The 21731-nt window shown below is 56.8% G+C and carries 19 protein-coding genes and 3 pseudogenes; 9 read left to right on the forward strand and 13 right to left on the reverse strand.

Annotation, left to right across the window (positions count from 1 at the left end):
• Both AACY11_RS26975 and AACY11_RS26980 read right to left on the reverse strand, forming a co-directional pair.
• Nucleotides 1–526 (reverse strand): annotated as a pseudogene (locus AACY11_RS26975) (helix-turn-helix domain-containing protein); the annotation flags it as partial.
• Nucleotides 527–633: 107 nt separating this feature from the next.
• The gene (locus tag AACY11_RS26980; RefSeq protein WP_339465752.1) at nucleotides 634–951 is read right to left on the reverse strand and encodes a DUF883 family protein; all 318 of its coding nucleotides are present in this window, start codon (nucleotides 949–951) and stop codon (nucleotides 634–636) included.
• A gap of 154 nt (nucleotides 952–1105) precedes the next feature.
• Between AACY11_RS26980 and AACY11_RS26985 the strand changes: the two genes are divergently transcribed.
• Entirely contained in the window at nucleotides 1106–1360 is a 255-nt protein-coding gene (locus AACY11_RS26985) for a hypothetical protein (RefSeq protein WP_038363082.1), read from the forward strand.
• Nucleotides 1361–1366: 6 nt separating this feature from the next.
• On the opposite strand, the gene AACY11_RS26990 is transcribed toward AACY11_RS26985, so the two are convergent.
• Nucleotides 1367–2275 (reverse strand): LysR family transcriptional regulator, encoded by a 909-nt coding sequence (locus tag AACY11_RS26990; RefSeq protein WP_339465745.1) that lies wholly within the window; start codon nucleotides 2273–2275, stop codon nucleotides 1367–1369.
• 84 nt (nucleotides 2276–2359) lie between these two features.
• Between AACY11_RS26990 and AACY11_RS26995 the strand changes: the two genes are divergently transcribed.
• The gene (locus AACY11_RS26995) at nucleotides 2360–3283 is read left to right on the forward strand and encodes a carbon-nitrogen hydrolase family protein (RefSeq protein WP_339496146.1); all 924 of its coding nucleotides are present in this window, start codon (nucleotides 2360–2362) and stop codon (nucleotides 3281–3283) included.
• A 122-nt stretch (nucleotides 3284–3405) separates the two neighbouring features.
• On the opposite strand, the gene AACY11_RS27000 is transcribed toward AACY11_RS26995, so the two are convergent.
• The 4 genes and pseudogenes from AACY11_RS27000 to AACY11_RS27015 all read right to left on the reverse strand — a co-directional run.
• The gene (locus tag AACY11_RS27000) at nucleotides 3406–3951 is read right to left on the reverse strand and encodes a GNAT family N-acetyltransferase (RefSeq protein ID WP_339465741.1); all 546 of its coding nucleotides are present in this window, start codon (nucleotides 3949–3951) and stop codon (nucleotides 3406–3408) included.
• A 53-nt stretch (nucleotides 3952–4004) separates the two neighbouring features.
• The gene (locus AACY11_RS27005) at nucleotides 4005–4478 is read right to left on the reverse strand and encodes an LEA type 2 family protein (RefSeq protein WP_339465738.1); all 474 of its coding nucleotides are present in this window, start codon (nucleotides 4476–4478) and stop codon (nucleotides 4005–4007) included.
• A gap of 66 nt (nucleotides 4479–4544) precedes the next feature.
• Nucleotides 4545–6011, reverse strand: a complete 1467-nt coding sequence (locus tag AACY11_RS27010) for a nucleobase:cation symporter-2 family protein (RefSeq protein ID WP_339496148.1) — start codon at nucleotides 6009–6011, stop codon at nucleotides 4545–4547.
• 232 nt (nucleotides 6012–6243) lie between these two features.
• Nucleotides 6244–6570: pseudogene (locus tag AACY11_RS27015) on the reverse strand (LysR family transcriptional regulator); the annotation flags it as partial.
• 1 nt (nucleotide 6571) lies between these two features.
• Here AACY11_RS27015 and AACY11_RS28525 point away from each other — a divergent pair.
• From AACY11_RS28525 to AACY11_RS27035, 3 genes are all read left to right on the forward strand, one after another.
• A complete protein-coding gene (locus AACY11_RS28525) occupies nucleotides 6572–6889 on the forward strand; it encodes an arginase family protein (RefSeq protein ID WP_445261493.1) in 318 nt (105 codons plus the stop codon).
• 89 nt (nucleotides 6890–6978) lie between these two features.
• Nucleotides 6979–8097 (forward strand): cell division protein ZapE, encoded by a 1119-nt coding sequence (zapE, locus tag AACY11_RS27030; protein WP_339496149.1) that lies wholly within the window; start codon nucleotides 6979–6981, stop codon nucleotides 8095–8097.
• A gap of 251 nt (nucleotides 8098–8348) precedes the next feature.
• Nucleotides 8349–8840, forward strand: a complete 492-nt coding sequence (locus AACY11_RS27035; RefSeq protein WP_339465732.1) for a GNAT family N-acetyltransferase — start codon at nucleotides 8349–8351, stop codon at nucleotides 8838–8840.
• A gap of 81 nt (nucleotides 8841–8921) precedes the next feature.
• Here the strand turns inward: AACY11_RS27035 and AACY11_RS27040 are convergent, their stop codons facing one another.
• The 3 genes and pseudogenes from AACY11_RS27040 to AACY11_RS28535 all read right to left on the reverse strand — a co-directional run.
• A complete protein-coding gene (locus AACY11_RS27040) occupies nucleotides 8922–11015 on the reverse strand; it encodes a putative bifunctional diguanylate cyclase/phosphodiesterase (RefSeq protein ID WP_339496150.1) in 2094 nt (697 codons plus the stop codon).
• A gap of 45 nt (nucleotides 11016–11060) precedes the next feature.
• Entirely contained in the window at nucleotides 11061–11468 is a 408-nt protein-coding gene (locus AACY11_RS28530) for a methyl-accepting chemotaxis protein (protein ID WP_445261990.1), read from the reverse strand.
• Between the two features lie 153 nt (nucleotides 11469–11621).
• Nucleotides 11622–12380: pseudogene (locus tag AACY11_RS28535) on the reverse strand (PAS domain-containing protein); the annotation flags it as partial.
• A gap of 121 nt (nucleotides 12381–12501) precedes the next feature.
• On the opposite strand from AACY11_RS28535, the gene AACY11_RS27050 reads away from it, so the two are divergent.
• On the forward strand, nucleotides 12502–13383 hold the full coding sequence (locus AACY11_RS27050; protein WP_339496153.1) for a LysR substrate-binding domain-containing protein: 882 nt from the start codon (nucleotides 12502–12504) through the stop codon (nucleotides 13381–13383).
• 28 nt (nucleotides 13384–13411) lie between these two features.
• Here AACY11_RS27050 and AACY11_RS27055 read toward each other — a convergent pair whose 3' ends face one another.
• From AACY11_RS27055 to AACY11_RS27065, 3 genes are all read right to left on the reverse strand, one after another.
• Entirely contained in the window at nucleotides 13412–15655 is a 2244-nt protein-coding gene (locus tag AACY11_RS27055) for a TonB-dependent siderophore receptor (protein ID WP_339496154.1), read from the reverse strand.
• Between the two features lie 144 nt (nucleotides 15656–15799).
• Nucleotides 15800–17548, reverse strand: coding sequence for a phosphoethanolamine transferase CptA (locus AACY11_RS27060; RefSeq protein ID WP_339465728.1), 1749 nt, complete (start codon nucleotides 17546–17548; stop codon nucleotides 15800–15802).
• 202 nt (nucleotides 17549–17750) lie between these two features.
• A complete protein-coding gene (locus AACY11_RS27065; protein WP_221731650.1) occupies nucleotides 17751–17933 on the reverse strand; it encodes a DUF6026 family protein in 183 nt (60 codons plus the stop codon).
• Nucleotides 17934–18206: 273 nt separating this feature from the next.
• Between AACY11_RS27065 and gnd the strand changes: the two genes are divergently transcribed.
• The 3 genes from gnd to AACY11_RS27080 are packed head-to-tail and all read left to right on the forward strand — an operon-like array spanning nucleotide 18207 to nucleotide 21525.
• Nucleotides 18207–19187 (forward strand): phosphogluconate dehydrogenase (NAD(+)-dependent, decarboxylating), encoded by a 981-nt coding sequence (gnd, locus tag AACY11_RS27070; protein WP_339465725.1) that lies wholly within the window; start codon nucleotides 18207–18209, stop codon nucleotides 19185–19187.
• Complete coding sequence (zwf, locus tag AACY11_RS27075; protein WP_339465722.1) at nucleotides 19184–20707, forward strand: glucose-6-phosphate dehydrogenase; 1524 nt, start codon at nucleotides 19184–19186, stop codon at nucleotides 20705–20707. Before gnd ends, zwf begins: the two co-directional genes overlap by 4 nt.
• Nucleotides 20704–21525 carry an HAD family hydrolase gene (locus AACY11_RS27080; protein ID WP_339496155.1) on the forward strand — a complete coding sequence of 274 codons (822 nt, stop codon included), beginning with the start codon at nucleotides 20704–20706 and terminating at the stop codon, nucleotides 21523–21525. The genes zwf and AACY11_RS27080 overlap by 4 nt, the downstream gene beginning before the upstream one ends.
• Nucleotides 21526–21731: the final 206 nt, after the last annotated feature.

A 21731-nucleotide genomic window follows, 5' to 3' on the forward strand; every position in this document is an offset into this window, starting at 1 on the left:
TGGCGCACACGGACTTCCTGCACGAACTTGATCAGGCGTTGATCTTGATCGACTCGGGCCCGATAGGCCCGATCACGCTTGTAAAAGGCTTGGCGACTGATCCCCATAAACTGGCAAGCCCTGCTGACACTCAGGGTTTGGGTTTGCGCAACGACTTGCCGGGCCGCTTTTTTACAATGGATGCGCCGTAGTCGTTCTTCAGGACATCGACCACATCTTCGAAAAATTTGGCTTTCTGATTTGCCAGTGCCAGTTGCTCCTCAAGCTCTTTGATTCTCTGCTCGGGGGTCAAAGGCAAAGTTGGCTCGTCCATCGGTCGAGTCCTCTGGGTACGGATGGAGGCGCCTTGGCTCCAATCTTGTCGACCATGCTTGCGTAACCAAACCAACACCGTCGACCGGCCCTGGATCCCGTAGCGCCGTTGAGCCTCTTTATAACTCAACTCGCCTTTTTCTACTTGGTCGACAACTGACAATTTAAAAGTCAGCGTGTAATCGCGCTGACTACGTTTTGCGCCCGTATCCATTGCACCCTCCTGATAAGAAGCCAGAAGGTGTAAACCTTATTCAGGACGAGACAGCCGACATGAAAAAGGCGAGTCACCGGACTCGCCTTTTTCATGTCGCACGGGGCTTAGCGGCGACCGAGCAACAAACCGACCACCAGACCGAAACCGGCCGAGATGGCCACGGTCTGCCACGGATGGCCACCGATGTAGTTCTCGGTGGCATCGATGGCCGGTTTGGTGCGATCGCGCACGCTCGATACCGAATCCAGCGCTTGCTGCAGTTTCAGAGTGATTTGGCCGCGCAAGTTCTCCGCTTCCTCGCCAACCAGTGAAGCACTGCTCTTGAGCAGTTTGTCGGACTCTTCGATCAGCGCCTGAAGTTCGCTGAAGGCTTGATCCTTGATTTGATCCTCGGCGTTTTGCGCGGCGGATTTGCGGGCCATTGGGTGACTCCTTGCAGGTGAATGGACAGTGATCAATGGAGTCCGGCGTCAGCTAAAAAGTTGCACTGAATTTAGCTCAGTGACAAAAACCTGCACGGGAGATTTCCGCCGAGCGTGTAAGATGTCGCCATTTTACGCAGCAGGATAATTCCCCATGAGTTTCAATCTGGCCGACAAATCCCTCGCAGAGCGCGCCGCGCTGGAAGACGAGAAATCCCGTCTGTTCGAACTCTGGCAGAACAATCTGGGCAAAGCCAAAGGCGAAGCCGCGCGTTTGTTCGGCGAACGCGCCAAGCGCAAGGGCAAATGGGCCGAGTGGGTCCGGGCTGAGCTGGACGGCATGTCGCCGCCGGAGTTTGCCAATATGGTGCGCAGTGAAGTCAACCGCTTGATGGCCGCCAACAAGTAACGCGTTTTACCTGAAGCAGGCTGCAATCGCCTCGCGGACCTTGACCACCACGGGATCGATCTGTGTGCTGGTGCGCCAGCCCAGTTCAATCGGATAACGCGGCAAGGCCAGCGGGCAGGCCAGTAGCGCCAGACCGCTGAGTGCGGCGATGCGCTCGGCGGCATGTGCCGGGATCGTCGCCACCGCCTGACTGCCCTTGAGCAGGTACGGCAGCGCCGCGAAATGCGTTGTCGAGGCACACACCCGGCGACTCAAGCCCAGCGCCGCGAGCCCTTCATCGGTGATCCCGATAAAACCACCGGACGACACCAGAATGTGCTCGCGGGCGACAAACTCTTGCAGAGCGATCTGTTGCTGGCCGGGCGCAAGGCTCACCGGATCGACCAGGCACGCATAACCCCCTTCACCCAACACCTGACGGCTGAGCAGGCGTTCGGCAAAACCGCCAGCGGTGATCGCCAGGTCGATGCTGCGCTCCATCAGGGCGCGGGCGACGATCTGGCTGTGGGTCTGACGGAAGATCAGTCGCAGTTTCGGTGCGCTTCGGGCGATTTCTTCGATCAAGCGCCGGCCGTAGGCGATCTCGAAATCGTCCGACAGGCCCACCGTGACGGAACGGCCTTCATACTGATTGGCTGCGGGATCGACCATCGCCAGGCTTTGCCGGCATTTGTTCAGCGCCTCGCTGACCACCGGTTTCAGTTGATTGGCCTTGAGCGTCGGCGCCAGGCCGCGCCCGGTGCGGACAAACAATTGATCGCCATAGACCTCGCGCAAACGGCGCAATGCCGCGCTGACCGCCGATTGCGTCACGCCCAGACGCAGCGCCGCGCGGCTGGCACTCGACTCTTCATGCAGGGCTTCGAAGACTTTGAGCAGGTTGAGGTCGACGGTGGTGATATTCATATGGCTCATATCATTCAGCAGTAAACGGGGCTTTATTCATGATCACGCCGCGCTGGAGAATCAGCAACACCTGATCTTGATGGAGTGAGCGTCATGCCTAAATCAATCGTTGCTGCGCTGCAAATCGGCGCCTTGCCCGGTGGCAAAGGCGACACCCTGGAACAGATTCTCAGTTGGGAAGCGGCGATCGCTGAATCCGGCGCGGCGCTGGTGGTGATGCCCGAAGCTTTGCTCGGCGGGTATCCGAAAGGTGAGGCTTTTGGCACGCAACTGGGGTATCGCTTGCCCGAAGGTCGCGAGGCGTATGCGCGATATTTCGCCAACGCCATCGATGTGCCGGGGGTGGAAACCGAAGCGCTCGCCGGGTTATCTGCGCGCACCGGGACCAATCTGGTGATCGGCGTGATCGAGCGCGCCGGCAGCACGCTGTATTGCACGGCGCTGTACTTCGATCCGCAGGCCGGGCTGCTCGCCAAACACCGCAAACTGATGCCCACCGGCACGGAACGGCTGATTTGGGGCAAGGGCGATGGCTCGACGTTGCCGGTGCTCGACAGTCAGGTCGGTAAGCTTGGTGCGCTGGTGTGCTGGGAAAACATGATGCCGTTGCTGCGCACGGCGATGTACGCCAAGGGCGTGGAGGTCTGGTGCGCCCCGACCGTCGATGAGCGCGAGATGTGGCAGGTCAGCATGCGCCACATCGCCCATGAGGGCCGTTGCTTTGTGGTCAGCGCCTGTCAGGTGCAAGCCTCACCGAATGAACTGGGCGTGGAGATTGCCAACTGGCCGGCGGATCGTCCGTTGATTGCCGGGGGCAGTGTGATCGTCGGCCCGATGGGCGATGTGTTGGCGGGGCCATTGCGCGGCGAGGCGGGGTTGCTCACTGCCGAAATCGACACTGACGAGTTGGTGCGCGCGCGATATGACTACGATGTGGTTGGCCATTACGCCCGGCCGGATATCTTCGAGCTGAGCGTGGACGAACGGGCCAAACCTGGCGTGCGTTTCACCGTCTGATAAAAAACCTGTGTGAGCGTGTTTGCTCGCGAAAGCGTGTTTACGTTCAACAGTGATGTTGTCTGTTACGCCGTCTTCGCGAGCAAGCCCGCTCCCACAGGGGGTTTGTGTTGTGTTCGGGGTTATCGCGGGTGCAGCCATTCTTCGCGGGTGATTTCCCAGGTTTCCTGGGGGAAGCGGCCGCTGACGAAATCATCTTCATCGGTACGAATCAGGCGCATCCCGGCACGCTCTGAGAGCTTGCGCGAGCCAATGTTCGGTGCCGCTTTTGGCACACGCATCAGTGGGCGCCCAAGGGTTTTGAACCAGTAATCGTTGACCACCGCGCAGGCCTCTGTCATCAAGCCCTGACCTTGCCACTGCGGCGTCAGCCAGAGCCCTCGGTTGTTGTCCTGTTGATCCATCAGGCTGATGCTGCCGATCAATTGTTCGGGGGCGGACTTCAGCCGAATCGACCAGTGCCATTGCGTGCCGGCCGCTGCTGCCGGCAACGCAATGTCGCGCAGGTAGGTGAGGGCGCCATCCTCGGGGTACGGCCACGGGACGGCGGCATTGAGGTAGCGAACCACCTCCCAATGTGCAAATGCTTGCTGCACGGCTTCTGCATCCGCCAGTTGCAGTGGGCGCAGGACCAGCCGTTCGGTGTTTAACGTCGGTGTTTCTTCCATGAAACTGCGGCCTCAATGAGTGTCTTTGTTGAACGTGCCAGGTTAACGCATTTTTACCACGTCGCGGCGCTGGTCTTGGGCAGGCTGAGTTTGCCGCTGTCGACAAAGCGCATGGTGCCGAACAAGCCGCCCGCGAGCTTGCCGCGCAGCACGTAGGGCAGGTTGTCGAGGGTTTGCGTCTGGCTCAGGCCGAGGGTCTGGCGCAGAACGGAAAACGCCGAAACGCTGACCGGTACGCTGACGATGGCTTCGGAGAACCGCGCAATCGAGCCGCTCTGGTCGCTCACGCCGGAGGCCAGTGAATGGCCGTTGACCTCCAGATCCAAGGCAATGCCGTTGTAGTCGATCGCGGTTTCGTTAGGGTTTTGCACGCGCAATTTGATGGCGAAGCGTACTTCCAGATCCTGACTGGCCAGCGGTTCGATACCGACCACATTGATGTTCACCGGGTCGCGGTTGGGGAACAGCGCGCAGGCACTGAGGGAAAGCACAAGCAGGGACAGGATGACGGCGTGGAGGCGGCGCATAAACAGTCTCTCAACAAAAAAGGGCTGAACCGTTGCCGGCTCAGCCCTTTTTCGCAGGCGTAGCGTTTAGCGGTTCAACTGTGCGACAGCCGCCAGTGAGGCAGGTTCACCTTTGGCCGCAACGTCCGGGTTTTCCATGACCTGAAGAATAGAGGCTTCCGGGTCGAAGTCATCTTCTTCCAGTTCGATGAATTCTTCCGGCAGGAAGATGTTCAGCACGATAGCGCACAACGCACCGACGGTGATCGGCGATTCGAAGATGTTGCGCAGTGCTTGTGGCAACTCGCGCAGGACTTGCGGCACGGCAGCGATGCCCAGGCCCATGCCGAGGGAGATCGCCACGATCAGCATGTTGCGCCGATGCAGGCCAGCCTCGGCGAGGATCTTGATCCCGGCCACGGCCACGGTGCCGAACATCACCAGTTCGGCGCCGCCGAGTACCGGCTTGGGCATCAGTTGCAGCACCGCGCCAATCATCGGGAATAACCCCAACACCACCAGCAGGCCGGCAATAAAGAACGCCACATAGCGGCTGGCCACGCCGGTGAGCTGAATCACGCCGTTGTTCTGGGCGAACGTCACCATCGGCATGCTGTTGAACACGGCGGCCATGGCCGAGTTGAGACCGTCGGCGAGCAGCCCGGACTTGATCCGGCGGATGTACAGCGGGCCTTTGACCGGCTGCCGGGAGATCATCGAGTTGGCGGTCAGATCGCCCGCCGCCTCCAGCGGTGACACCAGGAAAATCACCGCCACCGGCACGAACGCCACCCAATCGAAGTTGAAACCGTACTTGAACGGCACGGGCACGCTAACCAGCGGCACTTGGGGCAAACTGGCGAAATCGACGGTGCCCATCAGCCACGCGACGACGTAGCCGAAGGTCAGGCCGATCACAATCGCGCCCAAACGCAGGAACGGCACATCGACCCGGTTCAGCACCACGATGGTGCCCAGTACCAGCGCCGCCAGAAAGAGATGGCTGGCCGCGCCCAGATCCGCCGCGCCGAAGCCGCCGGCAATGTCGGTCATCGCCACTTTGATCAGCGACAGGCCCATCAGCGTGATGATCGTGCCGGTCACCACCGGGGTGATCAGCATGCGCAACTTGCCGATGAATTGGCTCAGCACCACTTCAATGAACGCGGCGAAAAAGCACACACCGAAGATCGTTGAAAGAATCTCGTCAGTACCACCGCCCCGTGCCTTGACCATGAACCCGGCACTGAGGATCACGCTGATAAAAGAAAAACTGGTGCCTTGCAGGCATAACAGACCTGAGCCTACCGGGCCGAATCGCTTGGCTTGCACGAAAGTGCCGAGGCCGGAGACGAACAGCGCCATGCTGATCAGGTAGGGGATTTCGCTTTGCAGACCGAGAGCACCGCCCATGATCAGGGTCGGCGTGATGATGCCAACGAAGCTCGCCAGCACATGTTGCAACGCGGCAAATACCGTGGCGGTGAGGTTCGGTCGGTCGTTTAGGCCGTAGATCAGATCGTTGTTGCGCGGGGCTTTTTCAGAGGCGGTCATGGTGTTTTGCGCGCCGTGAGGCGGGGCCGGGTCAGAAAATGGAGGCGCAGAATGCCGGAAGAGGGCGGCGAGGGCAACGCAATAAAACTGCCTGAAAGGTCAGCTTTTGTGGGGCGCCTGCCAAATCGATTCAAGCAAACGCGTGGAGCAAATCCTCTTCAAAGGCAATCTGCGCATCGCTGGGGGCATCGTCGGTAAACAGCGGGTGACCTGTTGCGCACAGCCGCTGTTACAGCAGTAAACGCTCCATCTCGCCGGGCATCGCGCTGATCAACTCGATGCGCACAGATTCATCTCGCTCGCGAAAGCGTCGGATCGTTTCGGCGACCCGCTGCAAGACCGATTGATCAACGGCCTCGCAAATGCCCAAACGCACCTCACCGATCAGGCGCCCGGCAACACCGTTGGATTGATGACGAAAGACTTCAATCGATTCAAACAACGTGCGGATGGCGATCAGCAGTTGCTCGCCCTTGGGCGTGACGCTGCACCCGCTATTGCCACGGCTGCACAGGCGATAACCCAAGCGAGTTTCCAGTTTGGCCATTTGCTGGCTGATCATGCCTCCCCTATCCAGGCTGTGTTTCCCCGCGCTGTTGTTGTCCGTGGCCATCCATGCCCACGCTGAGGACAAGACCCTCAACCTCTATAGTTGGGCCGATTACGTGCCGCCGGCAACCTTGCAGCGTTTTGAGCGGGAAACCGGCATTCATGTGCGCTATGACACCTTCGATACTTGCGAAGTGCTGGAAACGGGCATGGACGTCGTTGAAGTGGCCCCGGCTTACGATCATGCGCAAGTGACTTCCTTGGCGGCAGCGACATTGGCCATGGAAATGCTCTGCCTGTACGCCGCCAAACACAAAGTCGACCTCTAAAACATCAATGGCCCCTGTGGGCGCGAGCAAGCCCGCGCCCACAGAAAAAGCCACAGGATGCAGAAGGCCATCGTGGCATACTCCCGCGCATGACTTTCGACTCCCCTCTAAGCGCCTGGCAGCATGCCATCGAACACAAGGGCTTCATCCAGGATGAAGCTCAGGAACATGCCGTCTTTGCGCTGCAAAAATGCCATGAAGCCCTGCATGCCGATGCGCGTTCGGTCACTGGCGTCTATCTGTGGGGGCCGGTCGGGCGCGGCAAGACCTGGCTGATGGATCAGTTTTATCAGAGCCTGCGAGTGCCGGCGCGGCGTCAACACTTCCATCACTTCATGGGCTGGGTGCACCAGCGCTCGTTTCAATTGACCGGGATCGCCGATCCGCTGCGGGCGCTGGCTAAAGAGTTAGCCGCCGAGGTGCGGGTGCTGTGTTTCGATGAGTTGTTCGTCAACGACATCGGCGACGCGATCATTCTCGGTCGGCTGTTTCAGGTGATGTTCGACGAAGGCGTGGTGATTGTCTGTACCTCCAACCTGCCGCCGGATGATTTGTACGCCGACGGCTTCAATCGCGACCGTTTTGTCCCGGCAATCGCCGCGATCAAAACGCATATGCAAGTGGTGGCGGTGAACGGCGCCGAGGATCATCGCTTGCATCCGGGCGCGATCCAGCAGCGTTATTTTGTCGCTATACAAGGCGAGGCCAGCGCCTTGAAACAAGTCTTTGAAGCGCTGACGGAGGGGCAATCCTCTCGTACTGATCCCGTGACGGTCGGCCATCGGCTGTTGAACGTGGTGCAAAGCACTGAAACGGTGTTGTGGTGTCGTTACGCTGATCTGTGCGAGCAACCCTTCGCCGCCATGGATTTCATCACGCTGTGCGACCGTTACCGGGCTATTGTGGTGAGCGACGTGCCGAACCTCAGCGCGCAGAAACGCGAGGGCCGTATCGCTCGTGGCACCGAAGATGGCGCCGAGCGGGTAGTGGCGGGCGATCGGCAATTGCCGCAGCTGTCGGTTCACGACGATGGCGTACGGCGCTTCATCGCCCTGGTTGACGAGTGCTACGACCGCAAGGTGCCGCTGTACGTCGAGGCGCAGGTGCCGATGGAGTCGCTGTATACCGAGGGCTATCTGCAGTTCCCGTTCCGCCGCACGCTCAGTCGCTTGCAGGAGATGCAGTTGCAGCGTTTTGCCGACGCTTGAATGAAAAGGGCGCCACCATGACCATGACCCCGCCGCCATCCATCATTCGAACGAATTCCTTTGCGTGGGCGATGCCGGGTTGCGTGCGCAGGATTTCGCCGAAGCCGGTTGGACACAAGAGTTGATCCTGGGGCTCTGAACAATAATTTTTGACGTGCCGGTTGTCGCCGCGCAGGCCCCCGCGCTAATGTCGCAGCAGCCTTTCAGTACGCACTTTGCGCGCCGGGGCTTTTGTGTGTTCGGGGATGGAAATGGATTCCGCAGAAATTCTTGTGCTTCAAGCCAGCTACACCAATCCACTGCATGCCGAGGCCATCGGCGTGGTGCTCAACCACTATGCCGAAGACCCGATGGGTGGCGGCCATTCGCTCGATCCTGAATTATTGCGACGGCTACCCGAAGAACTGGCGCGCCGCCCGCACGCATTCAGCGTGTTGGCGTTTGTCGGTGGCGAGCCGGCAGGGCTGGTGACCTGTTTTGAAGGGTTTTCCACGTTCGCCTGCAAACCCTTGATCAACGTCCACGATGTGGCAGTGATCAGCACATTTCGCGGCTTGGGGTTGAGCCAGAAGATGCTGCACAAAGTCGAGGAAATTGCCCGGCAGCGCGGCTGCTGCAAGATCACCCTCGAAGTGCTGGAAGGCAACGCCGTGGCACAGAACGCCTACAGCAAATTCGGCTTCGCCCCTGGCATGTTCGACCCGGCTCATGGGCGCATGCTGTACTGGATCAAGGAACTGTAGTCGTAAAAAAAGGCGCCTCGAGAGGGCGCCCAACTGGCTATCTCCAAGCCATGGCCGAGCCTGCGAAGGCCCTTCGGGTAGCTACTGCCAATTGGACATCTCTTCCAGCGTCAGCGCGTTGCGTGCCAAGGTCAGCATCTCACCAGCCGTAACAGGATGGCCCAGCAAAAAGCCTTGAAGAGTGTCGCACCCAAGGCTTGTCAACATTGACTGCTGCTCTTGAGTCTCGACGCCTTCAGCCACTATTTTCATCCCCAAAATCTGGCCAAGTTCGACGATTTTGGAGATGATTGCCGCACTTTCACTGTTGTCAGAGAAGTTACTCAGAAAACCTTTGTCAATTTTTAACTCTTTAGCGGGTAGTTGCTTTAGATACATGAGGCTCGAATGCCCAGTACCGAAGTCATCAATGGAAATGCATATACCCATGGCGGCTAATTTGTCGAGAATTTTCAAACTCGAATTAATATCCTTCATCGCTGTAGATTCGGTGATCTCCAGAGTCAGGTAGCGCGGCTCTATGTTGTGTTTATACAGTGCATTTTCGATGCTTGCCAAAAGTTCAGGATGCGAGAACTGAACAGCAGAAAGATTCACCGCTATATTCCAAGAACTAAATCCACTGTCGTGCCAACTTCGAAGTTGTCGACAGGCCTCGTCAAGTACCCAGTTGCCGATGGCAATTATAAGTCCTGTTTTTTCTGCCAATGGCAGGAATTCCATTGGTGGAATCAATCCGCGGATAGGATGCCGCCATCTCAGAAGCGCTTCGGTACCAACGATTGGTCCTTTAGGGGCAGAAAATTTTGGCTGGTAGTAAAGTTCCAACTCTCCCCGCGTAATGACCTGTCGCAGTTCCTGAAGAATTTGTTGGTTGTGCTTTACATTTGCATTCATCGCGGAGTCGAAAAAGCAATAGCTATTGCGTCCATTTTCTTTGGCGTGATACATGGCGGCATCGGCGTGCACAAGTAGTTCATGTTGGTCTTTAGCGTGGTCAGGGTAAATGGCAATTCCAGCGCTTGCTGAAATTGACAAAACATGATCAGCAAGATGGTTGGGTGACTGGAGAGCGTCAATTAATTTGGAGGCTATTGTGGCCGCGTCGTTGATGCTTTTGATTTTAACCATCACAACAAATTCATCGCCGCCGAGTCTTGCTATTGTATCTTCGGTGCGAACGATGTGCTTTATTTTGCTCGCGGCCATCACCAGGAGCTGATCGCCTACATGATGTCCGTATTCATCATTTACAGATTTGAATCCGTCAAGATCTAAAAAAATAACAGCAAGTTTTGTTTCGTGTTTAATTGCTGATCGTATCGCTTGGTCAATTTTTTCGTTCATTGCTGTTCGATTGGAAAGCTTGGTTAATGGGTCATAAAGCGCAAGCTGTAGTAATTCGCTGTTGGCAATGTCTAGAGATTTGGAGATTTTTTTTGTACGTTGCTCCATCTTTAAGTCCAGAACGGATATTATGAGTGCGATGCTAATGACAAACAGAGATACAACAATAACAAGAACAGCTAGCCAGCCGATATTGATACCTTGATTGGCTGCTCCACAGAAACTACCTGCCGGGAACCATGCGGCGGCCATGCCTGTATAGTGCATTCCGACGATTGCACCTCCCATGACGACTGCGGCGCCAACCCGGCGTAAAAAAATGGTTTTGCTGTGGTTCTTAAGCTGGAAGGTAATCCATAAAGCACTTGCAGAAGCGAGAATTGCAATGAATATTGATGATAGAACGAGACGCCAGTCATAGATGATTCCGGGTTCCATTTTCATGGCGGCCATACCAACGTAATGCATCGCCGATATGCCGCCGCCCATCAGGAGAGCTCCTATGACTAGTCGCGGTGGTGACAGATGAGTTCTGCACACTGACCATAATGCAAAGGCTGAAGTCCCAACGGCCAGTAAAAGAGAGCAAAGAGTAAGTGTCAGGTCGTAACCAAGTGAAATGGGTAGGCTGAACGCCAGCATTCCAACAAAGTGCATGGACCATATACCCAGTCCCATCGCGAATGCACCACCTGCTAGCCATGCTTTTGCATAGTATCCAGAAGACGATATAATACGGCCTGCCATATCCAACGCGGTGTAGGACGATAGAATCGCGACAATAAAAGAGAACGCCACGAGAAGCGGATTGTAGTTTCCCATTAGCATTTTAATGTGCCACCAAGCTTGATTGTTAAATATGTGCGAAGGGTTTTAGGCGTAAATTAAGGATAGCGTATTCATGGCGTTTACGACTGTTTTGGCGCCGTAGTGGATATCTTCTATAACCTCACCCGCGCGAACGGTTAGGCGCGCGCTTTCTTCTGCTTTAGCGCTCCCACTGATCATTTTCTGTACGGCCTCTTCGGCTAGCTTACAGTTGTTATCCACTACGCTTACAATTTCAGAGGTCGCTTTTGCCGTTCTGAAAGCCAGGTTTCTGACTTCGTCAGCGACGATTGCAAAGCCACGCCCTTGCTCGCCCGCACGCGCTGCTTCGATTGCCGCGTTAAGAGCAAGTAAGTTTGTTTGCTCTGCAATGCCCTTGATGCCTGTAACGATAGTTTTTATTCTCTCTGACTGTTCGCTGAGGTCAATGAAACGGCCCGAAGCATCGCGCATGTCGGCGGCGAGGGAATTTACAAGGGTAATAGCATCTTTTATAGCGCCTTTTCCGACTATGGTGGAATTGTCCGTTTTGATAGACGTTTCGTAGGCGAGTTTCGCAGCCTCGGTTTCTTGAGCTTTCCTGATGACGTCCGACGTCTCATCCGTTGCGATTTTTATTACGCCATACAGTTCGCCGCAGGTATTAAATAGTGGGTTGTACGTTGCGTTCAGCCAAATCGTATTTTCTCTTTTATCCACTCGTGCGTATAAGCCTGATGAGTATTCTCCTGCTCTGAGTCCTTCCCAGAATACTAGGTAATCATGGCTTTTTACAAAATCGTGAGAGCAGAAAATACTATGGTGTTTACCTATAATTTCATGAAGGGTGTAACCCGTGACCTTGAGGAAGTTCTTGTTGGCGGAAATAATGATTCCTGAAAGATCGAATTCAATTGTAGCGGTCGACTTGTCGAGCGCTTCAATCAAACTTTTGTTGGCATGCTCTTTTTTGACTGAGGCTGAAATATCAGTGGCGATTTTAATTATTTTTATCACAGTGTCATGTTCATCTTTGATTGGGATGTAACTGGCCTCAAGCCATTTCTCAGCGCCATTTTTGTCGAGTCTTCTGAACCTGCCGCTAAAAGTTTCTCCGTTGGACAGGCGATGCCAGAAAGTTTTGTATTCAGTGCTTTTAGTATATTCTCCCAAGCAAAATATACGGTGGTGCTTTCCAACTAGTTCTGCCAGATTATATTTAAAAGTTTCAAGAAATTTGGCGTTCGCGGTTATGATCTCCCCCGACGGGCTTAATTCGATCATGGCCATTTGTGACTTCAATGCTTCAAACGATCTGTAAGTGTCAGCATGTTTGGCGTGGAGGTTCGACAAATAAAGGGTGTGGGTGGATTTCAGTACGAACATGGGGCAGACTCTTAAAGAACACAAACTAACTAGTGGTGATGGCGTTTTGATGCTGCTATGTTAGCTGTGTCCCTAAAGTCTATGTGTGATTTATTTTTCGAGCTTTGTGAGAATCGCTAACATGCAAAGCAATCTTCCACCGATGGCAGCCCTTCGCGCATTCGTCACCGTCGCGAGACTTGGATCTGTGGTAGCCGCAGCTGAGGAGCTTCATGTTACTCATGGCGCCGTTAGCCATCAGATTCGTGCGTTGGAGGCTTTCACCGGTATAAGCCTCATTGAGCGTCACGGTCGCAGGACAAAAGTTACAGAGGCAGGCCGGGTTTACGCCTATCAACTCAGGCAGTCGCTGGAGGGAGTTGAGTCGGCTACCAGGCGCGTTCGGGAGATGAGCAACCCCAGCGAAATAAGGGTCTCGTCTTTGCCATCGTTTGTGATGGGGTGGTTAATGCCCCGTTTACATTCTTGGCTGAAAACCAAGCCCGGACTGCGGTTACAACTTCACTCATCAATGAGTTTTATTGATTTTCGGGAAGAGGCATTCGACTGCGCCATCCGCTTCGGCTCCGGCGAGTGGCCTGACGTCAATGCCGCTCGTTTCCTGGGGGACTCCTTGATACTCGTTGCGGCGCCCGGGCTTTACGCGTCGCCTCCAAAAACAGTCAAAGAAGCTCTCTCTAGGCCAGTCCTTCATTCAAGTGAGAGCTGGGCACTGTGGCTCACGGCAGGTGGCGATAGCGATTCGCGCGCCCCAACCCCGATCATGGAGTTTACAGACTCGACTCACTTGATAGATGGAGTTCGCCGAGGCTTGGGCATTGGACTCACTAGAAGAACTCTTGTACAAGAACTGCTGGATAACGGAGAGCTCCTACAGATCACCGATGTGGAACCTGCCCACGAGTCCAGTTACTACCTCGTATGGCCGCACAGAACCAAGTCCTCCGACAAAATTGACCAACTGCTTGAATGGTTGCGCCAACAGTCGGAACTGGTTGACTGAACCAAGCCCCTCGTCCCGCCAATCAGCGTCAGAGCCTCCAGTCCAGACTCAACGTCACCGTGCGCGGATCGCCCCAGAACACACCGTTGTAGAAGCCCACATTCTCGTAGTACTTCTTGTCGAACAGGTTGTCGACGTTCAGCGAGGCCGAGAGGTTTTTGTCGATTGCATAGCGCGACATCAGCTTGACCACGGTGTAAGCGCCCTGGTGAATTCGGGCATTTTCGGTGACGAAGTCACCCGCAGCATTGCGCCTGACCGGGCGATTCGAATCGCCGAAAATACGGCTTTGCCAATTCACTGCTCCGCCTACGGTCAACGCTTGCCATTCGCCCGGCAAACGATATGCCGTGGACAGCCGCAGCAGGTGCAGTGGCTGGTTTTCATGGGTGCGCTTTTTTTCGCCGTTGGCCGAGTGGGTGTAGGTATAACCGGCGGTCACATTCCAGCCGTTGAGGATTTCGCCGGAGACTTCGGCTTCGAAGCCATTGACCTTATTGCCCTTGCCGCCGGATTTGTAGAACTGCTCGCGGGTGACGGGGTCTGGCGGCACCGAATTGTCGACTTCGGCAACGTTGTCCTGCTTGCTCCAGAACAGCGCCGTTGCCATGTTGAGGCGTTCTTCGAGCAAACTGCCTTTGAGTCCCACTTCGTAGTTGCTGCCAACGACCGGTTCCAGATAATTGCGGCTGCTGTCACGGTTGCTCTGTGGTTTGAAAATATCGGTGTAGCTGATGTAGGCGGTGTATTGCGGCGTCAGGTCATAGAGCAGGCCGGCGTAGGGCGTCCAGATGTCGTTTTGGTGTTGGCGGGTTGTGTCAACGCTGGTCAGTTGCAGGTTCCCGTCATAGTAGTGATCGGCATTTTTGCCTTCCCAACTGCCATAACGACTACCGAGCACGGCCTGCAGTTCGTCTGTCAGGCTCAAGCGGGTAGCAATGTAGCCAGCCTTCTGACGGGTGCTGCCCTTGGAACCGGTCAGTCCGGTGACGGTATCGGGGAACCTGGCGATATCGCCCATGTATTTCCAGTCGCTTAGGCTGCCGTAATCCGCAACGCGCGGACCATTGACGGTTTTGGGGGAGTAGGAGCGGTGCTGGGCCTCGCCGTAACCGAACATCATTTCGTGCTCGCGACCGAGTAGCGAATAAGGGCCTGAAACGTTGAAGTCATAGACGTTCATTTTCTGCGTGCCGATCATGTGCGAGCTATAGGCGACCATGCCGCTGCGGTCAGCCTCGGGAAAACCTTCCCCACCGTAGTAGACCTTGCCGTCTACGTCGCTTTGGCGGTGAGTGTAAGCGGCTTTCAGGTGCCATCCTCCCGCCAGTTCCTGATTAAGGGTGGCGAATGCGGTCTTGTCCTTGAGCGGCCACGAACTCCAGGATGTCGCCATATTCGTCGATCGACCGAGCCTGGCCTTGCTACCGTCTGCGTTCCAGTAGGGCACGGTGCCCCAGGACGAGCCCTGCACCTGTTTGTCCTGATAGTCATAACCCACCGCCAGCACGGTGGATTCGCTCAGATCCGCCTCAATAATCCCGTAGCCGACTTCGCGTTGCAGCGCGTACTTGTCGCGAAACGATTGGCTGTCGCGATAAGCCAGCACGGTGCGCCCACGCAAGCGACCCTCGAAGGCCAGCGGGCCGCCGACATCCACGTAGCTGTAGTAATCGTCGTAACTGCCGCCACTGACCCCCGCGAGCGTCTGCCATTGCGCCGTCGGGCGCTTGCGCACCATGTTGATGGTCGCCGAGGGATCGCCCGCGCCGGTGGTCAGGCCTGTGGCGCCGCGCACAACTTCAATGCGGTCGTAGATGATGGTGTCGGCGTCGGTCTTCATGCGATCAAAGGTGTTTAGCATCCCGTCGATCTGGAAATTGTTGATCGAGTAACCGCGTGACGAATAGCTGACACGGTCCGAGTCGTTGTGTTGCACCACAATGCCTGTGGTCTGGCTCATGGCTTCGGATAACGTGCTGAGCTTGAAATCATCCATCTGCTGGCGGGTGACCACGGACACCGATTGTGGGGTTTGCTTGATCGACAGATTAAGCCGTGTCGCGGTGCTCATGGCTCCGGTGGTGTAGGCGTCGGTGTTTTCGGTGGTGCGACCCAGGCCTTGGGCGGTGACGTGGGTCGATGCCAGTTCCAGCGCAGACGCTGGCGGCGGGGCTTTATCGGGCTCGGGCTCAGCCAAAAGATCGGGGCTCAGAGCGGTTGCACAGAAGCCGAGAGTGAGGGTTATTGAACGGGTGATGGGCGCAAGCATCGCAGCCGACTCCTTGTCTTTGAGAAAAAATCCGTTTGTTCAAAGACGAAGCGAGGAACTGCTATTTAGTGATAAACGCGAATTATTATTATTTGTAGATATTTCGTTCATGAAAAAGGGGCCAGTCTCGGCCCCTTCTCGGTTTTATTGCTTAACCACTGCGCGTGTCGGACCTTCGGGCGTTTTCGGCTTCATCAGGCTGAAGTCGATCAATGCCTTCTGCTGGCGCTGGTAGGGGTTACCGATCAGCAGTGGACGGGGTTTGAAGCTGTCACTGACCAGGCTCTTGCTACGGTCGAGCTCATCGAAGCTCAAACCTGCCATGTCGGCCCAAGTGTGGATCAGATGCGAGCTGCTGTAAGGGCGCTGAAGGTCGCCGGCGAGGTTCCAGTCATGGTTTTCGCGCCATTTCGGCGAGGCCCAAGCCATGAACGGAATGGTGTACATCGGCGCGGTCGGCTTGTTTTCGTTGCGTCCCAAGGTCTTGTGGCCCACCGAGTCGAACACGTCTTCACCGTGGTCCGACAGGTAAAGCAGGAAACCATTCGGATCGGATTTGGCGTAATCCTTGATCAGGCTCGACACCACAAAGTCGTTGTACAGCACGGCGTTGTCGTAGCTGTTGTAGGTCGGCACCTGATCGTCACGCACACCGGCCGGCACCCCGTTGCGATCCTGGAACTTGTCGAAGCTCGGCGGATAGCGGTACTGGTAGCTCATGTGGGTGCCGAGCAGATGCACGACGATCAGCTTGCGCGGTGCAGCGTCGGCCAATGCTTTGTTAAATGGCTCGATCACGTCGCCGTCGTACTGGGCGGCGTTCTGATTGCGGTTGTTGTTCAGGTACACCTGCTCGTCGGCCTGTTCGGAGAAAGTCGTGAGCATGGTGTTGCGCTTGGTCATGGTTTGCTGGTTGGTGATCCAGAAGGTCTTGTAACCCGCCTGTTTCATCATGCTGACAAGCGATGGCGTGGCCAGGTACAGATCCGGATGTAATTCGTCAGCGAAAGTCAGTACCTGCTGCAACGCCTCGATGGTATATGGGCGAGGGGTGACGACGTTGTCGAAGATCGCCAGTTGATCCTTGAGTTTGTCCAGCTCAGGCGTGGTATTGCGTGGGTAGCCGTACAGGCTCATGCGCTGACGGTTGGTCGATTCACCGATCACCAATACCAGCGTGGAAGGCTGATCGGCATTCGCAGCCTTGAGGTTGTGCAGCGGAGGAATCTTGCTGGCGCTGTGCAGCATGTCCTGCATGTCGGCCAATGTGTCGAGATAACGGTGATACGCCACCGCCATCTGCCATGGCACGGCAGGCTCGATGCGGGATTCGAACTTCTCGAAACCCTGGGCAACGTTGCCCATGCGCAGGGTCTGCTTGACCAGCGGATAACCCACTACGGCGATCAGAATCGCCATTGCGGCCACGAACGCGCGGCCACGGGGCATGTGCACCGGACGCAAACGCGTCCAAAGGAAATAGGCAAATGCGGTGTGAGCGAGGAACGCCGGAACCATCCACCAGGCAAAGTACTGGGTCATGTACTCGCCGGCTTCGGACACGTTCGACTCGAACATGATGAAGATGACGCTCTGCGAGAATTCCTGCTGATAGATGAAGAAGTAGCCCAGACTCGCCATCGAGCAGGCCCACAACACTACGCCAATAATGGCAGCGAGCATTTTTGTGCGCTTGGGGAACATCAGCATTGGCGCCAGCCACAGCGCGCTCATGAAGAAGGCCTGGCGGAACCCGGAGAAACCGGATGTGCCGGTCAACTGGATCAGCAGTTGGGTGATACCCGAGAAGTACCAGAAAAACACGAACAGCCAGAGAAGTCCGGCCCAATCAAAACCTGTCGCAGTCGTTTTGCTGCGTTTGAACAATGCCATTCGGCGCTCCAGCTCACTCGTGACAACTACCGCCGGAGCATCCCTGTAGCCGACGAACGAAGGCCGCACGCGTACGTACGGCCAGAACGGGCGCAGTATTACCAAGGGAATGTGAAAAGTTTGTGAGGATCTGGCATGGTGCGGGGCAGGTCGTTTCGGGAACAGCGTCTGCCGTTCCCGGGGGGCTGGCGGGGGCGGGGATTCAGGCCTGGGGGTTACGCTGAACGACCGGCAAAGGTTGCGGCTGGGCACCTTGGGTCAGCAGGCGCAACTGCGCCAACTCCTGCTTCAATTGGTCGCGTTCGTTTTTCAATTGACGCAGTTCATCGCGACGGATTGTCACGTACAGGGTTTGTGGCGGCATTGCTGTGTGTACTGTGCCCATTGCTCACCTCGCAAATGGCGTGTCTCAACTGTAAGTCGTCCCCGATTCGGGGTGCTGACTTACTATCGGCGCCAATTTTGGTTTCTTTTGTCGGTGAATGGAACTTTTTTATTTTTCATGGTCGGTGTGTCTTCGCCACGATTCAAGGCGTTATCAGTCTGGATCGGGCACAATGCCCGGAAACTTCATCGCAACGCTCTGGACTAACCTCCATCAGTCGCGTTGGGCTATAACCAATGACACACATTTATTTGCAGTAAGGAGCATCAGCACATGCAACTCGGGATTATTGGACTGGGCCGCATGGGCGGCAATATTGCGCGGCGCCTGATGCTCAACGGTCACACCACCGTTGTTTACGACCGCAATACCGCCTTTGTCGACACCCTGGCCGCCGAGGGCTCTACGGGCGTTGCCGATTTGCCGGCACTGGTCGCCGGCCTGGCCAAGCCGCGTGCGGTTTGGGTCATGCTGCCGGCCGGTGCGCCGACCGAAGACACTATCGAAACCCTGAGCACCCTGCTTGAGGCCGGCGATACCATCATCGACGGCGGCAACACCAACTATAAGGATGACATTCGCCGGGCGAAGACCCTGGCCGAGAAAGGTTTGCATTACATCGACGTGGGCACCTCCGGTGGCGTCTGGGGCCTGGAGCGCGGCTACTGCATGATGATCGGCGGCGACGCCGAAACCGTGACGCGTCTCGATCCATTGTTCGCCGCCCTGGCGCCGGGCATGGGCGATATTGCGCGCACCAAGGATCGCAAGTCCGACGATCAGCGTGCCGAGCACGGCTACATTCACGCCGGTCCGGCCGGTGCCGGGCACTTCGTGAAGATGATTCACAACGGTATCGAGTACGGCATGATGGCGGCCTTTGCCGAAGGCTTCGACATCCTCAAGACCAAGTCGAGCGAGCGTCTGCCGCAAGATCAGCGTTTCGACCTCAACGTGGCCGACATCGCCGAAGTCTGGCGTCGTGGCAGTGTGGTGTCGTCCTGGCTGCTGGACTTGACCGCCGACGCCTTGGCCGGTGACCCGAAACTCGACGGGTTCTCCGGTTCCGTCGCAGACAGCGGCGAAGGTCAATGGACCATCGAAGCGGCCATGGAACAAGCGGTGCCGGTGCCCGTGCTGTCGAACTCGCTGTTCTCGCGCTACCGCTCGCGCGGTCAGGGCACCTTTGGCGACAAGATCCTGTCGGCCCAACGCTTCGGCTTCGGCGGCCATGTGGAGACTCCAAAGAAATGACCCATACGATCCGCAGAAAATCCAAGGCAGAACCCGCACCACCGACCACGCTGTTTTTGTTCGGTGCTCACGGCGACCTGGTCAAGCGCTTGCTGATGCCGGCGCTGTATAACCTCAGTCGCGACGGTTTGCTTGATGAGGGTCTGCGGATCGTCGGTGTTGACCACAACGCCATTACCGATGAAGCCTTCGCGCAAAAGCTCGAAGACTTCATCCGTACCGAAGTGGCGGCGAAAGTCGGCAAGGGCGATCAGATGCTTGATCCGGCCTTGTGGGCCAAGCTCGCCAAAGGTATCAGCTACGTTCAGGGCGATTTCCTGGACGACAGCACTTATAGCGCGCTGGCGGCAAAAATTGCCGACAGCGGCACCGGCAATGCGGTGTTCTACCTGGCCACCGCGCCACGTTTCTTCAGTGAAGTGGTGCGCCGCCTGGGTGTCGCCAAATTGCTTGAAGAAACCCCCGAAGCATTCAGAAGGGTGGTGATCGAGAAGCCGTTTGGCTCCGATCTGCAAACGGCCGAAGCGTTGAACGCCTGCTTGCTCAAGGTGATGTCCGAGAAACAGATCTTTCGGATCGATCATTACCTGGGCAAGGAAACCGTGCAGAACATTCTGGTCAGCCGGTTTTCCAACAGCCTGTTTGAGGCCTTCTGGAATAATCATTACATCGACCACGTACAAATCACCGCCGCCGAAACGGTTGGTGTCGAAACCCGTGGCAGTTTTTATGAACACACCGGCGCCTTGCGGGACATGGTGCCCAATCACCTGTTCCAGTTGCTGGCGATGGTCGCCATGGAACCCCCGGCGGCGTTCGGCGCCGATGCGGTGCGTGGCGAGAAGGCCAAAGTGGTCGGTGCCATTCGGCCATGGACGGTTGAAGAGGCTAGGGCAAACTCGGTGCGTGGGCAGTACAGCGCCGGTGAAGTCGCAGGGAAGCCGCTGGCCGGTTATCGCCAGGAAGCCAACGTGTCACCCGACAGCAGCACTGAAACCTACGTCGCGCTGAAGGTCATGATCGACAACTGGCGCTGGGTCGGCGTGCCGTTCTACCTGCGCACCGGCAAACGCATGAGCGTGCGCGACACTGAGATCGTCATCTGCTTCAAGCCAGCGCCGTATGCGCAGTTTCGCGATACAGAGGTTGACGAGTTGCAACCGACCTACCTGCGCATCCAGATCCAGCCCAACGAAGGCATGTGGTTCGACCTGCTGGCCAAGCGCCCGGGCCCGGCCCTCAACATGGCCAACATCGAGTTGGGGTTTGCTTACAAGGACTTCTTCGAGATGCAACCGTCGACCGGCTACGAAACGCTGATCTACGACTGCCTGACCGGCGACCAGACGCTGTTCCAGCGCGCCGACAACATCGAGAACGGCTGGCGCGCCGTGCAGCCGTTCCTCGATGCCTGGCAACAGGACGCCAGCGTGCAGACGTATGCCGCCGGTGAAGACGGCCCGACCGCCGCCGAAGATCTACTGACTCGCGATGGTCGCGTCTGGCACGGTCTCGGATGAACGACGCGCGGCAACAACCCATCCGTTTTTTGCTCAGTGACATGGACGGCACACTGTTGCTGCCCGATCACACATTGAGCCAGCGCACCATTGAGGCCGTTCGTTCATTGCGCGAAGCAGGCGTACTGTTCAGTCTCGCCACCGGGCGTCCACCCAAAGCCATGTTGCAGCAAATCGAGGCGTTGGGCGTCGATCTACCTACGGCGGCCTTCAATGGCGGCACCATCGTCAATCCTGACGGCAGCCTGCTGGTGGCGCATTATCTTCCGGCCACCGCTGCGCTGACGGCACTGGCAACGTTCGCCGATCAGCCCGATGTCGAAATCTGGGTGTTCAGTGGTGGCGACTGGTTACTCAAGGATCCGCACGGCCCGATGGTCCCGCGCGAACAGCATGGCCTGGGCTATCCGCCGGTCGTGGTCGAGAGTTTCGAGCCGTATCTGGAGCGTATCGACAAGATCGTTGCCACCAGCAATAACACCGAACTGCTGATCGAACTGGAGGCGCGTTTGCTGCCCAGGGTTGAAGGTCAGGCACAGGTGTCGCGTTCGCAACCGGTGTATCTGGACGTCACGGCGCTGGAAGCCCACAAGGGGACTGCGCTGGCGACGATCGCCGCGCATCTTGGCATCCCGTTGGAACAGACAGCCGCGATCGGGGATGGTGGGAATGATCCGGCGATGTTCCATTGCGCAGGATTGTCGATTGCCATGGGGCAGGCGGAGGAGGCGGTGAGGCGTCAGGCTGATGTGGTCACTGCGCCGAACACCGAAGATGGCGTCGCCCAAGCGATCGAAAAATACATCCTGCCTCGCTGATTCACGCATAAAAAAGCGGGAGCGGGCTTGCTCGCGAACGCGGCGTTTCAGTCAACGTATCGTCGAATGACACACCGCGTTCGCGAGCAAGCCCGCTTGTATGGTAGGACTTGAAGGGAGGAGGAGGGACAAGGCTCGATTCTGACTGTTAGCGCAGTACAGACCGTGGGAGATTTCACCCTCCTCCTTTCACCCAAGCGCCGATA

This window comes from Pseudomonas sp. RA_105y_Pfl2_P56, from assembly GCF_963970845.1.
Classification (GTDB): domain Bacteria; phylum Pseudomonadota; class Gammaproteobacteria; order Pseudomonadales; family Pseudomonadaceae; genus Aquipseudomonas; species Aquipseudomonas baetica_A.

Bases quoted from the DNA above. Each gene is read 5' to 3' on its own strand.
- AACY11_RS27040 (WP_339496150.1), bottom strand. From the start codon at position 11,015: ATGCTAATGGGAAACTACAATCCGCTTCTCGTGGCGTTCTCTTTTATT.
- AACY11_RS28530 (WP_445261990.1), bottom strand. From the start codon at position 11,468: ATGCGCGATGCTTCGGGCCGTTTCATTGACCTCAGCGAACAGTCAGAG.
- AACY11_RS27065 (WP_221731650.1), bottom strand. From the start codon at position 17,933: ATGGGCACAGTACACACAGCAATGCCGCCACAAACCCTGTACGTGACA.
- zapE (WP_339496149.1), top strand. From the start codon at position 6,979: ATGACTTTCGACTCCCCTCTAAGCGCCTGGCAGCATGCCATCGAACAC.
- AACY11_RS27000 (WP_339465741.1), bottom strand. From the start codon at position 3,951: ATGGAAGAAACACCGACGTTAAACACCGAACGGCTGGTCCTGCGCCCA.
- gnd (WP_339465725.1), top strand. From the start codon at position 18,207: ATGCAACTCGGGATTATTGGACTGGGCCGCATGGGCGGCAATATTGCG.
- AACY11_RS27005 (WP_339465738.1), bottom strand. From the start codon at position 4,478: ATGCGCCGCCTCCACGCCGTCATCCTGTCCCTGCTTGTGCTTTCCCTC.
- AACY11_RS27010 (WP_339496148.1), bottom strand. From the start codon at position 6,011: ATGACCGCCTCTGAAAAAGCCCCGCGCAACAACGATCTGATCTACGGC.
- AACY11_RS28525 (WP_445261493.1), top strand. From the start codon at position 6,572: ATGCCTCCCCTATCCAGGCTGTGTTTCCCCGCGCTGTTGTTGTCCGTG.
- AACY11_RS27055 (WP_339496154.1), bottom strand. From the start codon at position 15,655: ATGCTTGCGCCCATCACCCGTTCAATAACCCTCACTCTCGGCTTCTGT.
- AACY11_RS26980 (WP_339465752.1), bottom strand. From the start codon at position 951: ATGGCCCGCAAATCCGCCGCGCAAAACGCCGAGGATCAAATCAAGGAT.
- AACY11_RS27080 (WP_339496155.1), top strand. From the start codon at position 20,704: ATGAACGACGCGCGGCAACAACCCATCCGTTTTTTGCTCAGTGACATG.
- AACY11_RS26985 (WP_038363082.1), top strand. From the start codon at position 1,106: ATGAGTTTCAATCTGGCCGACAAATCCCTCGCAGAGCGCGCCGCGCTG.
- AACY11_RS27050 (WP_339496153.1), top strand. From the start codon at position 12,502: ATGCAAAGCAATCTTCCACCGATGGCAGCCCTTCGCGCATTCGTCACC.
- AACY11_RS26990 (WP_339465745.1), bottom strand. From the start codon at position 2,275: ATGAGCCATATGAATATCACCACCGTCGACCTCAACCTGCTCAAAGTC.
- AACY11_RS27035 (WP_339465732.1), top strand. From the start codon at position 8,349: ATGGATTCCGCAGAAATTCTTGTGCTTCAAGCCAGCTACACCAATCCA.
- zwf (WP_339465722.1), top strand. From the start codon at position 19,184: ATGACCCATACGATCCGCAGAAAATCCAAGGCAGAACCCGCACCACCG.
- AACY11_RS27060 (WP_339465728.1), bottom strand. From the start codon at position 17,548: ATGGCATTGTTCAAACGCAGCAAAACGACTGCGACAGGTTTTGATTGG.
- AACY11_RS26995 (WP_339496146.1), top strand. From the start codon at position 2,360: ATGCCTAAATCAATCGTTGCTGCGCTGCAAATCGGCGCCTTGCCCGGT.